The 12,680-nt window shown below is 37.6% G+C and carries 12 protein-coding genes; 10 read left to right on the plus strand and 2 right to left on the minus strand.

Features of this window, described 5'->3' with window-relative positions:
• Positions 1 to 128 precede the first annotated feature (128 nt).
• Both ELQ35_RS09520 and ELQ35_RS09525 read left to right on the plus strand, forming a co-directional pair.
• Positions 129 to 497, plus strand: a complete 369-nt coding sequence (locus ELQ35_RS09520) for a response regulator (protein ID WP_126864579.1) — start codon at positions 129 to 131, stop codon at positions 495 to 497.
• 175 nt (positions 498 to 672) lie between these two features.
• Positions 673 to 1,119 (plus strand): CcdC family protein, encoded by a 447-nt coding sequence (locus ELQ35_RS09525; protein ID WP_246026028.1) that lies wholly within the window; start codon positions 673 to 675, stop codon positions 1,117 to 1,119.
• Positions 1,120 to 1,397: 278 nt separating this feature from the next.
• Here ELQ35_RS09525 and ELQ35_RS09530 read toward each other — a convergent pair.
• Positions 1,398 to 2,560 (minus strand): IS3 family transposase gene (locus ELQ35_RS09530; RefSeq protein ID WP_126864581.1). Its coding sequence is split into 2 segments (ribosomal slippage): positions 1,398 to 2,245 and positions 2,245 to 2,560, totalling 1,164 coding nucleotides; the frame shifts between segments, so codons are not numbered across the junction.
• A 251-nt stretch (positions 2,561 to 2,811) separates the two neighbouring features.
• Here ELQ35_RS09530 and ELQ35_RS09535 point away from each other — a divergent pair.
• The 5 genes from ELQ35_RS09535 (at position 2,812) to ELQ35_RS09555 (ending at position 9,732) form a co-directional block, all read left to right on the plus strand.
• Complete coding sequence (locus tag ELQ35_RS09535) at positions 2,812 to 6,855, plus strand: BC_2427 family protein (protein WP_126864582.1); 4,044 nt, start codon at positions 2,812 to 2,814, stop codon at positions 6,853 to 6,855.
• Between the two features lie 161 nt (positions 6,856 to 7,016).
• Complete coding sequence (locus ELQ35_RS09540; RefSeq protein ID WP_126864583.1) at positions 7,017 to 7,787, plus strand: CsxC family protein; 771 nt, start codon at positions 7,017 to 7,019, stop codon at positions 7,785 to 7,787.
• Between the two features lie 368 nt (positions 7,788 to 8,155).
• Positions 8,156 to 8,356, plus strand: a complete 201-nt coding sequence (locus ELQ35_RS09545) for a cold-shock protein (protein ID WP_117305052.1) — start codon at positions 8,156 to 8,158, stop codon at positions 8,354 to 8,356.
• Positions 8,357 to 8,519: 163 nt separating this feature from the next.
• The gene (locus tag ELQ35_RS09550) at positions 8,520 to 8,954 is read left to right on the plus strand and encodes a peptidylprolyl isomerase (RefSeq protein WP_126864584.1); all 435 of its coding nucleotides are present in this window, start codon (positions 8,520 to 8,522) and stop codon (positions 8,952 to 8,954) included.
• Positions 8,955 to 9,195: 241 nt separating this feature from the next.
• Positions 9,196 to 9,732 (plus strand): type 1 glutamine amidotransferase domain-containing protein, encoded by a 537-nt coding sequence (locus tag ELQ35_RS09555; protein ID WP_126864585.1) that lies wholly within the window; start codon positions 9,196 to 9,198, stop codon positions 9,730 to 9,732.
• 71 nt (positions 9,733 to 9,803) lie between these two features.
• On the opposite strand, the gene ELQ35_RS09560 is transcribed toward ELQ35_RS09555, so the two are convergent.
• Complete coding sequence (locus tag ELQ35_RS09560) at positions 9,804 to 10,127, minus strand: hypothetical protein (RefSeq protein WP_126864586.1); 324 nt, start codon at positions 10,125 to 10,127, stop codon at positions 9,804 to 9,806.
• 438 nt (positions 10,128 to 10,565) lie between these two features.
• Between ELQ35_RS09560 and ELQ35_RS23065 the strand changes: the two genes are divergently transcribed.
• From ELQ35_RS23065 to ELQ35_RS09575, 3 genes are all read left to right on the plus strand, one after another.
• The gene (locus ELQ35_RS23065) at positions 10,566 to 10,778 is read left to right on the plus strand and encodes a heterodisulfide reductase-related iron-sulfur binding cluster (protein WP_246026019.1); all 213 of its coding nucleotides are present in this window, start codon (positions 10,566 to 10,568) and stop codon (positions 10,776 to 10,778) included.
• A gap of 112 nt (positions 10,779 to 10,890) precedes the next feature.
• Entirely contained in the window at positions 10,891 to 11,736 is an 846-nt protein-coding gene (locus ELQ35_RS09570) for an ABC transporter ATP-binding protein (protein WP_126864587.1), read from the plus strand.
• A 16-nt stretch (positions 11,737 to 11,752) separates the two neighbouring features.
• Entirely contained in the window at positions 11,753 to 12,547 is a 795-nt protein-coding gene (locus tag ELQ35_RS09575; RefSeq protein WP_246026020.1) for an enoyl-CoA hydratase/isomerase family protein, read from the plus strand.
• The last annotated feature ends 133 nt before the right edge of the window (positions 12,548 to 12,680 follow it).

Below are 12,680 nucleotides of genomic sequence, written 5' to 3' on the forward strand. Positions count from 1 at the left end.
TCAATTTTTATTAGATAGTTTTCATTGAAATTACTACTAAAGTCCGATATATTTAGAAGTATATTTATGTTTTAAAATGGTAATTTACATGTCTATATCTGTTTTGGTGATACGAGGAGGACCAGTAAATGGCAAGGATACTAATTGTCGATGATGCAAAATTTATGAGATTAAACCTTTCGAATATTTTGAAAAGAGTTGGACATGAAGTTGTTGGAGAAGGAGAAAATGGCAAAGAAGCGATAAAAATGTTCCGCGAATTACATCCCGACTTAGTCACGATGGATATAACAATGCCTGTCATGAGCGGCTTGGATGCCGTGAAGGAAATTAAACATGAATTTCCCGATGCCAAAGTGATTATGTGTTCTGCCATGGGCCAGCAAAAAATGGTTGTCGAAGCCATCGAAGCGGGCGCCAAAGATTTCATCGTAAAGCCTTTTGATGAAAACCGTGTCTTGGAAGCGATCAATAGGGTGATCGGATTGACCGTTTAGTACTTCTAAACGGTTTTATATTGAAAAAAAACGCGTGGTTTGAAAAAGGACTTTATCGTGATTAAGAAAAATTTCTCTTTCATTTGGTAATACTATATAATAGAAAAGAAATTATCTTCATTGATAAAAGGGATGATTATAGGTGATATATATTTCATCAGCTTTAGCAATTTTTATGGCGATTATGGTGCTGATTATTAGGATGAAAGCTGCTAAACGGCCTGTTAGTGCAAGGAAAATCGTTTTACCGCCCATTTTTATGAGTACTGGTGCGCTTATGTTTTTATTTCCATCCTTTCAGGTAACCGCAAAGGAATTATTGGAAGCCATTACAATCGGTTTACTATTCTCGATTCTTCTCATTAAAACTTCGACTTTCGAAGTGCGTGATGACCAAATATACTTACAGCGTTCCAAGGCTTTTGTATTCATTCTGATTGGTTTATTGATTATTCGCATCATTGCGAAATTAATCCTAAGCTCGTCCATTGATGTAGGAGAGTTAAGCGGAATGTTTTTCTTACTGGCATTCGGGATGATTGTTCCATGGCGCATTGCCATGTTCCTGCAATACCGTAAACTTAAAAACGAATTTAATGATGGAAATCTAAAGCGAATATAAAGACACTGGGTAGGTGAACTGACCTAGTGAAATGAGACACATATAAAACACCTAACCGTTAAGTTACATTTAACACTCTTTTACTAATTTGAAATTGATTCTTTACTGGAAATTAGGTCAGGCACTTTGTCACTTTACTTGGAGCCTCTGCGGGCAAGATTTCTAGCCAGGAAGCCAGATATCCCAATAAAATCTGGCTCAGCCGAAATAGGCTATCATGCCCGCCTCTCCAAATAAAGTGCGCGTCTTTGAAAAATGTTGAAGTTCACTATATCACTTTAGGCTGCCTTAGCTCCAAATTCTTTTGGCGTGAGGTAGCCTAATTTTTCTTGAATTCTTTCCTCGTTATAGTGATAAATATACTCATCGATTTTCAAAACAACTTCTAAATTGGATATAGAATTACATTTACAATATTGGAATTCCTCCGTCTTTAAATTTGAGTGAAAAGACTCTATAACAGCGTTGTCCCAACAGTTTCCACGTCTAGACATACTACTTATTAAATGGTTCTTTTTCAAATGATTTTGAAAAACATACGAAGTATATACACTACCTTGATCAGAGTGAACCATTACACCTTCTGGATTATTTCGATTATTCAAAGCTTCCTCTAGCGTATCAATTACTAAAGGAGTTTGTTGGTGATTATAAAGCTTGTAGGCGACGATTTCGTTATTATATAAATCTAAGATTGTTGAGAGATAAAGTGTCTCCCTACCATATTGAAGATAGGTAATATCAGTTACCCATTTCTCATTTGGTTTACTTGCGCTAAAGTCTCGATTAAGGATATTAGGTGCGATTACTTCGCTTTCCCCTTGCGATTTCCATTTGCGTTTCTGTTTCACCTTACACTGTAAATGATGTTTCTGCATGATCTTTTGAACCGTATTCCTATTTAAATGTATGTGATACTGTCGATGTAAAATGGCTCGAATTTTACGATGGCCATTTCTATATGTAGTTGCCTTACAAATTTCAATTAGTAAAGTCTCATGTTCGTTCCTGTATTCCTCAAATCCTTTTGTCCAACGATAATAACTAGAACGAGGAATCTCTAAAACTTTTAAAATGGAAGTAACACTATACTTTTTACGAAACTTTTCTACCAGCTGTACTACTACTCCTTTATCCACTCCTTTCTCATCGCCATATACTTTTTTAATATCTCATTCTCCATCTTCAAGTGGGTTAATTGATTGTTCATTCGATCATCCTCACTTGAGAATTCAGGTCCATGCCCAAATGTATATTGTTTACCAATTGGTTGGTCAAATCGATAGATTTCTCCATTCCTATACCATCTCATCCATGTTTTAATTTGAGAGTTATTCTTAATTTTGTATTTATCCATGATTTCCCTTGTTGTTAACTTACCTTCTAACTTATCTCTTACTACCGCCCATTTAGTTTCACTTGTATACACATTTTTGCCCATGCAAAAACACCTCCGATAAATTATACCTTGTTAAAAGTATTACCATTACGGAGGTGTTTTATATTGTCTCATTAATTAAGGTTAGTTCAAGGCTCTCCTTTTTTAGGAGGGTTTTTTTATTTAGATTTAATCTGAGGAGTGCAGACAAATATTGGATGGCGCCTGGCAATCTATATTTTGACAGTGACAAAAGCAGAAATAAAGCATAAATAAATATAGTAACAATTAGTTTGTTTTGGGAGTGAAATATGATGAAAACTCCATGGATTAACTATGAGAAGATGGAGCAATTACGTTTTAAACAAAAAAGCACTTTTAAAACTTCAGTAATTCAGAAAAAATTTAAATCTTCCAGTTATCATCATATTCACAAAGAGCGAATAAATACGGATAATGATGCCTGCGGATCAGTTATTGTACGTAGCTGTGACGATACAGTTGAAACAGATGATTCACATGAAAATTACGACATAAACAAGGTTCCTGAACTACACGAAAAAAATAATGTATCCAAACAGATGAGCATACACAAATCTTGTGAATATGTGAGAAATCATACAGATTGCACTGATAGTCTCAGCGAATCATATGATTGTGCGGTTTCTGAGCACGTATCCCAAGATGATAAATCTGATGAAAATGATAATGTTTTAATAAAGAATGATTTTCAAACTGCTGTAAATGCCGGTGAAACGAGTTATGAGCCACAAACCGATTCATCTATAGAACCTATGCAAACTCCTGAATCCGTCTGTATGAATGATATTCTTGACGGAGATGATGTCTATGAAACAAAACCAGCTGATGATACAGAGGGCATCGAAGATATCGGTGAATCATCTGGTGGTAGGGATTCAGAACATGTTTCTCAAGATGCTAAGGCTGCTGAAACCAAATTTGGTTTTAAAAAGAGTGATTTCACAGATAGTAAGAAGCCTGATCTTCAAACTGGCCATGCCGTTGAAATAAATGATGAGTCACAAACCGATTCTGCTTCGGAATCTGTGCAAACTCCTGAATCCAGCTTTGTGGATGAAATAAATGAGATTCTTGACAGAGAGGATGTCTATGAAAAAAAACCAGCTGATGAAACAGATGGCATCGATGATTTTAGTGAATCATTAGCTGTTTCCGATTCTAAGCCCGTTTCCCAAGATGTTAAGGCTGCTGAAACCGAATTTGGTTTTAAAAAGACTGATATCACTGATAGTAAGAAGCCTGATCTTCAAACTGGCTATGCAGATGAAATAAATGATGAGTCACAAATCGGTTCTGCTTCTGAACCTATGCAAACTCCTGAATCCAGCCTGGTGGAAGGCATTCTTGACGGAGAGGATGAATATGAAACCAACTATGCTGATGATACGGTTAACGCCGACAATCTCAGTGAATCATCGGATGTTCCCGATTCAGAACATGTTGCTAAGGCTGCTGAAACTGATAATGTTTTTAGAAAGTCTAATTTCGCGGATAAGCCTGCTGGCCATGCCGATGAAATAAATGATGAGTCACAAACCGATTCTGCTTCTGAACCTGTGCAAACTCCTGAATCCAGCTTGGTGGAAGGCATTCTTGACAGAGAGGATGTATATGAAACCAACTATGCTGATGATACGGTTAGCGCCGACAATCTCAGTGAATCATCGGATGTTCCCGATTCAGAACATGTTTCCCAAGGTGCTAAGGTTGCTGAAACTGATAATGTTTTTAGAAAGTCTAATTTCGAGGATAAGCCTGCTGGCCATGCCGATGAAATAAATGATGAGTCACAAACCGATTCTGCTTCTGAACCTGTGCAAACTCCTGAATCCAGCTTGGTGGAAGGCATTCTTGACAGAAAGGATGTCTATGAAACAAAACCAGCTGATGATACAGATGGCATCGATGATCTTAGTGAATCATTAGCTGTTTCCGATTCTAAGCACGCTTCCCAAGAAGCTAAGGCTGCTGAAACCAGATTTGGTTTTAAAAAGACTGACTTCACAGATAGTAAGAAACCTGATCTTCAAACTACCCATGCCGATGAAACAAATAATGAGTTACAAACCGGTTCTGCTTCTGAACCTATGCATACTCCTGAATCCAGTTTGGTGGAAGGCATTCTTGGCAGAGAGGATGAATATGAAACCAACTATGCTGATGAAACAGATGGCATCGATGATTTTAGTGAATCATTAGATGTTTCCGATTCTAAGCACGTTTCCCAAGATGTTAAGGCTGCTGAAACCGAATTTGGTTTTAAAAAGACTGACTTCACAGATAGAAAGAAACCTGATCTTCAAACTACCCATGCCGATGAAACAAATAATGAGTTACAAACCGGTTCTGCTTCTGAACCTATGCATACTCCTGAATTCAGCCTGGTGGAAGGCATTCTTGACGGAGAGGATGAATATGAAACCAACTATGCTGATGAAACAGATGGCATCGATGATCTCAGTGAATCATCAGATGGTCTGGATTTAGAACATGTTTCCCAAGAAGCTAATAAGGCTGCTGAAACCAAATTTGGTTTTAAAAAGACTGATTTCATTGATAGTAAGAAACCTGATCTTCAAACTAGCAATGCCGCTGAAACAAATGATGAGTCACAAACCGATTCAGCTATAGAACCTGAACAAACTCCTGAATCCAGCCTGGTGGAAGGCATTCTTGACAGAGAGGATGTCTATGAAACAAAACCAGCTGATGATACAGATGGCATCGATGATCTTAGTGAATCATTAGCTGTTCCCGATTCTAAGCACGTTTTCCAAGATGCTAAGGCTGTTGAAACCGAATTTGGTTTTATAAAGAGTGATTTCACTGATAGTAAGAAACCTGATCTTCAAACTACCCATGCCGATGAAACAAATGATGAGTCACAAACCGGTTCTGCTTCTGAACCTATGCATACTCCTGAATCCAACCTGGTGGAAGGCATTCTTGACAGAGAGGATGAATATGAAACCAACTATGCTGATGAAACAGATGGCATCGATGATATCAGTGAATCATCAGATGGTCTAGATTCAGAACATGTTTCCCAAGAAGCTAAGGCTGCTGAAACCGAATTTGGTTTTATAAAGATTGACTTCCCTGATAGTAAGAAACCTGATCTTCAAACTAGCAATGTCGCTGAAACAAATGATGAGTCACAAACCGATTCAGCTATAGAACCTGAACAAACTCCTGAATCCAGCCTGGTGGAAGGCATTCTTGACAGAGAGGATGTCTATGAAACAAAACCAGCTGATGATACAGATGGCATCGATGATCTTAGTGAATCATTAGCTGTTCCCGATTCTAAGCACGTTTTCCAAGATGCTAAGGCTGTTGAAACCGAATTTGGTTTTATAAAGAGTAAATTCACTGATAGTAAGAAACCTGATCTTCAAACTACCCATGCCAATAAATCAAATGATGAGTCACAAACCGATTCTGCTTCTGAACCTATGCATACTCCAGAATCCATCTTCATGGATGAAATAAATGAGTTTCTTGACAGAGAGGATGTCCATAAAGTCCACCCTGCTGATGATACAGACCCGCTTCATAAGTCTGGAAAAATATGTTCTAAGACTGTAAAAAGCCCGTTTTCCACTTTTGTGGAAATTGACGATTTTCTTCATCATCCTATCTTTGGGGGAAAAGTTCAAAATACATTTGAATTTCTTGACCCAAACAATAAACAAATCCCTCAATTAAACACAAAACTATTCAATACAACTACTTATTATCCTGAACAGCCTTATTGTTGTTTAATTTTCTCTGAAGTTCATGAAATGATATTCTTATCAGACACTGATCACCCTTATGGAACGAATAATAAAAATGAAAATTATGAATCAGCTGTGATTCCTGTACATCGACCACCATCTACGAAAACAAGAGAAGCAAATCATGCATTTAATACTTCTCAAGATATCATAACTATGAGAGTCCCGGTTGTAGTAGGGGAATACAAAATTGAAATAATTGTGGAAGAAGAAGTTTTGTTTAAAGAAGATATTATGAGGGTTAAAGAAATCTCTAAGGAGATTGTATTGACAGATTGCCAATTTGTACCTACTCAATTTTCCCAATTATTAGAGGATGGGACATGTACAGCAATAAAAGGAAATTTATTTATAGAAGGATATATACATCAAAATATTGAGTATAGTACAGCAGCTTGTGCGATAAATGCAGGTTCCGTACAAAAAGAGTCAAAAACTAACTTATATCAGTTACATCAAAAAATTGTATTAGAATTAGTCGTTCATTTACTACAAGTGCAACGAGTCCGAGTAAGTTTTAATGAAAAAGAGAGCTAGATATTTTCTGAAAGTATCATAATTCGAAAAAATCATCTCTTAAATTGAAAAAATGTGAAAAAATGACTATTATACTAACCTAGACAATAAAATTATTGCCGAATATCGTATTTATGTAGAGTTCAAAAGCTCACAAAAATAAAAAGGAGATGATTTTTTATATGACTGACCCAAATCACAAGCCTGACCCTTCTTATGAAGTAAAAGCGAAAGAACAAATACCATTAGACGATGAAGCAGTCGCACTAGTTGGAACAGTATTTAACCCAGCCGCAATTGTTAAAGTTCCAGTTGTATTAGCAGAGAGAAGCATTCAAGTTGTTGTAGAGGCAGATATTCCGCTTCATCCGCCAGCAACTGAAATTAAGAGAGTGACAAAGAACGTATTTCTAGAGCAAGTCAAACTTGTACCTGTTAGATTTGCAGCGATTCCCGGAACTGCTGACTTTTTTCGAGTAACAAGAGCTAAATTGTTTGTATCAGGATTCATTCGCAAAAATATTGAATATTCTTCAAAAGAATATAATGGTGTACTTCAGGATAAAATCGCGGAGGTTCCGTTTTCCGGTTTTGCAGAACTTGATGGAGTTGTACCAACTGGAGATTTCATGGTTTTCCCAGTTATCGGTATTTCCGAAACCAGTAAGGCTCAATTCCTTAATGAGAAAAACGATATAGTTCCCCGCCTGGATAAATATTTCTTTCAAAATCTCGTCAAATATAATGAACAACCATACGGTGAGTTAGTAGCCGCCAATTTCTTTGAACTTGATTTTTCACCAAAAATGGTAACACCCGGAGGAGAGTTTGGCTTGTTGCGTGAAAAAATCGTAATGGACCTTGTTGTAAAAGTATTGCAAGTCCAACAATTGACTATCCCTGGTGCTATACAACAAAATCCTAATCTTAACGTAGGTACTATTGATAGCTAATAGACCTTTCAAAGATTGAGAGTGCCAGGCACCAAACTATATTCGTCAGGTGCCTGGCACTTTATTGCGAATCGCCAAATCCATCATGTATTGTACGAAGATGTAAGCGGAATCACGCTATTTTTATCAATGATGTTTGAGTGAAAGAAAGGGTACTTTATTTGGATAGCATTATGCATCTAAAATTAAAGGTATTTTTACTTTCAGTTCTCAATTCACTTGCTTATTTAAGGAAAAACTGTTATCCTTAAGAGGAATTATTTTTGTTCGGTATAAACGATAGTAAACATGCTGTTTTATCGTCTTCATATCACTAAGAGCAAGGATAGTAATACATTGTGTGTTTAGCACACTGGGAGGCAACATAAATGGAACAAGGTAAAGTAAAATGGTTTAATGCAGAAAAAGGTTTTGGATTCATCGAACGCGAAGGCGGAGACGATGTATTCGTACATTTCTCAGCTATTCAAGGCGAAGGATTCAAGTCTCTTGAAGAAGGCCAGGACGTTACATTTGAAGTGGAACAAGGCCAACGCGGACCACAAGCATCTAACGTTCAAAAAGCATAATTACCCTATCGTTTGTAAAAACAGACCCGGCTACTGCTGGGTCTGTTTTTACTTATTAAAGTAAAATGAAAATAACTGAGAAACTGCAGCTCTTTTTTTCTTAAATTCAGAAATAATGGTATGATTAGGACTGTAAAAGTTTTTATAAAAGGAGATGTTTTAGATGGCTAAAAAAGGATACATAGAATTAACAGATGGTAATAATATTAGTTTTGAGCTTTATCCTGAGGAAGCTCCTAACACAGTTGCTAACTTTGAGAAACTAGCTAATGAGGGATTTTATGATGGACTTAACTTTCATAGAGTAATCCCAGGGTTTGTAAGCCAAGGAGGCTGTCCAAACAAAAATGGTACGGGGGGCCCTGGCTATACGATCAAGTGTGAAACAGAGGGCAATCCTCATAAACATGAGGCAGGTTCTTTGTCAATGGCCCATGCAGGTAAAGATACAGGTGGCAGTCAGTTCTTTATTGTACATGAGCCTCAGGCTCATCTTAATGGGGTTCATACTGTTTTTGGCAAAGTCAAAGAGGGATTGGAACACGCTAGAAACATGAGTCAAGGAGCAGGAATTAATTCAATTAAAATATCTGAGTAATTTAGTGAGGGGAGCAAAATGCTCCTCTTTTTTCTTATGTTTAATGAAGACAAGCTGCTTCAATTAAGAAACTTTGATCTATATGTAGAATTTTTGAATGGTAAAGTTCCTAGTCTTTCAAGAGCAAAATTCATTAGCTGCTGCAAATCGAACTGATAAAGGGATCAGGGTACAAAATATATTTTAGTGTAAAATTGTAGAGGTTGAAAGTAAAAGAATAGAAGAAGGGGCGGATCATCAAATGCGCTTAGAAGGAAAGAAAATTGTTAGCCTCGTCCATCATGAATTTGAAGACCTTGAACTTTGGTATCCGATATTAAGGCTGCAGGAAGAAGGGGCAGTGGTGCACCTGGCTGGAGAGAAAGCAAAAGAAAAGTATATGGGGAAATATGGTGTACCAGCAGTATCTGATTTTGCATATGGCGATATAAAGGCGGAAGAATACGATGCAATCTTAGTTCCAGGCGGTTGGGCACCAGATAAAATCCGGCGCTTTCCGGAAGTGATCTCACTCATTCAGCAAATGGACGAAAACAAAAAGCCGATAGGACAGATCTGTCATGCCGGCTGGGTCTTGATCTCGGCAAAAATATTGCAAGGAAAAAAAGTGACAAGCACTCCCGGTATTAAAGATGACATGGAGAATGCAGGAGCAATCTGGTTTAATGATCCGGTTGTTACGGATGGCCACCTGGTATCAAGCAGGCGACCGCCGGATTTGCCGGATTATTTGAGAGAGTTTATAAAAGTAATCGAACAAAATAAAGGTTTGCAGTGAATAAAGAATAGGGAAAGTGATGATTGACTAAACCACCATCATAAATGATTGGTGGTTTTTCTGGATTAAAATTAAAGAATACTTATAATCAACTTAGAATCAATTACATCAAACTTTTCATTAACTAAGTTATCTCTTTTTAGCACACATTCAGCTGCAATATTATCGGTATAATTATCGACAATTTTAAGACTGTATTCACCAACATTTAGCTGTTTGCAAATGATTGAATAATGGTCTTTTATAGCCGAAATATCTTTTTCAGTAAAACCATCTTCTACTTTGTAACTTTCTTCATTCCATGCTCCAATTAAAGAAAATTCTTTAATCTCTTGCTCCCGCTCGGTTTGAGCCAAGCTTATTTTTACTCTAAAATATCCAAAATCAAAATCCATATACATAACCTCCTCATATATCGATATCCTTATAAAAGTCATTGGTTTGTCACATACTTTTATCAGCGAGGATATGGTCCGCCTTCTTTGATATACTTTTCCATTAAAAGAGGGAAGGTATTCCTTAAAGTTTGAAACACCGCCTCAATGGGGTATCGGATCCTTTAAAAAAGAGAGAAGATAAATAAAATTGAAAAATGGGCAAGAGAGTGGATTCTCTCCTGCCCATTTATCTTTTTCGGTTATTGTTAGTTGTGAAAATATCAGTGTTTTTGGCAGTGATGATCCTGTATGGCCTGGATCACGCTAAACTATTTTCTAAGAAAATTCGTGACATCAGTGAAATCATTCATGGGAAGGGTGAAATGCCAAAAACAATTGGAAAGGGTGAACGTGTAACCTACCGGCCTTCATGCCATCTTCAATACGTTATTGAAGGTGAAGGATGCACCTGCCAAACTTGTTAAAGGCGTACCGAATGCTGAATACGTGGAACTCTCCGATAAGAAATATTGCTGCGGTTCTGCCGGGATTTATAACTTATTGCAACCAGAACTGGCTAATGAGATACTGGATAAGAAGATGAAGAATGTAAAGAAAACGGACTCGGGTGTACTCATTACCGCCAACCCGGTTCCTTTTTGCAAATGAAATTTGGAATTGATAGAGAAGGTATGGAAGAAGTCATTGAAACCAAACATGTAGTTGACTATTTAGTTGAATCAATTGAGAGAGCGGAAACCATTTAAACAGGAGGATTTAAATGAGTCAAACTAACAGCAGCAGCGTAATTTCAGTCAAGAACATTGATTGGAAACGAAATGGGAAGCAAATATTAAACGAGGTTTCATGGGATGTTCAAATGGGGGAGCATTGGGCACTTCTTGGGTTAAATGGATCAGGAAAAACTTCTCTGCTTAAGGTGATTACCGGGTATCAATGGCCTAATAGCGGAGAAGTTTCTGTTTTAGAAAAAAGATTTGGAAAGACGAATATTCCTGAATTGCGGAAAAGTATCGGCTGGGTGAGCGCCTCATTAGATGACCAGTTTCAGACACGTCTTAGTGATACAACGCTTGAAATCGTATTAAGCGGTAAATTTGCTTCAATTGGTTTATATGAGGAAATTACAGAAGGTGATGTAGAGAGAGGAAAGCAATTACTTGAACAGTTCAAAATAAGGCATTTGGCTGATCAATCAATTACCTCTCTTTCTCAAGGTGAAAAAAGAAAAGCAATGATTGCTAGAGCACTAATGGCTTCACCACGCTTGTTAATCCTAGATGAGCCCTGTAATGGATTAGATATCTACTCTAAGGAAGAACTATTGTCCACGATTGAAGAGATGATTGCTGCACCTGATGGCCCGACTTTATTGTATGTAACACACCATATTGAAGAAATCGTCCCTTCTATTTCCCATGCTTTGCTAATTAACTCTGGAAACGTAATAGCCAAAGGAGACAAGAAAACAACGTTAACAGAATCATTGCTAGAGAAGACTTTTAATGTCCCAATGTCACTAGAGTGGGAGAATGAACGCCCTTGGATACGTATTAAATTAGACAAGGGGATCGTGAAACAATTTCCGCATGTCGTTTCCACATAAGAAGGAGTTGAAAAAGTTGACTTTGACCGACGAAAAAAAAGTTTATTTGGATGTAAAAGATGGAGTAGGAACGATTTACATTAATCGGCCTGAAAAAAGGAATGCACTGACCTATGAGATGTGGGTTGATTTAGCCCGGTTAGTGGATGAGTGTAATGAAAACAGCGAAATAAAGGTGATTGTTTTCCGCAGCACAACGGATGTGGCTTTTTCAGCGGGAGCCGATATCGGGGAGTTCAAAACGATCCGTTATACAGCGGAAGGAGCCGCAAAATATAATGATGCAACCATGGTGCTTGAAGAAAAGATCGCAAAAAGTCCGAAACCAAGCATTGCCATGATATCAGGTTTCTGTGTCGGCGGGGGATGTGAAATAGCAGTCGCATGCGATTTTCGTTTTTCTGATAACAGCGGCCGTTTTGGAATCACTCCGGCCAAACTCGGACTGATCTACAATACACCTGGCACGAAGAATCTAGTTGATTTGGTGGGCCCGGCACATGCAAAAGATATCTTGTTCACGGGTCGGATTATGGAAGCCGAAGAAGCTTTCCAGATGGGGTTAATTAATAGAATAATAGATAAAACCCAACTGGAAGCAGAAACGTATCAGTTTGCTAAGCTTATCTGCCAAAATGCTCAAATGGCTGTCAGGGGGTCAAAAACGATTATTAATCGCGTTCTTGAGGGGGATGTAAAAGACTCTGAAAAAACAGCGGAATTAGTGCTTGAATCGTTTGAATCAGATGATTACCGTGAAGGAGTTTCAGCGTTTTTAGAGAAAAGGAAACCAAACTTTACGTTTTCTTAACAAATTTTTCTATCAGCAGCATTCTTTGTGAAAGTGTTCAAATCTTAAACATAGAGGTGATCACCAACAGGATTTATCGACTGAACGAGTTTGAGCCGAACATTGACCCGTCCGCCTATAATAGCTCCGGGTT

The organism is Peribacillus cavernae, assembly GCF_003989135.1.
GTDB classification, from domain to species: Bacteria; Bacillota; Bacilli; order Bacillales; family DSM-1321; genus Peribacillus; species Peribacillus cavernae.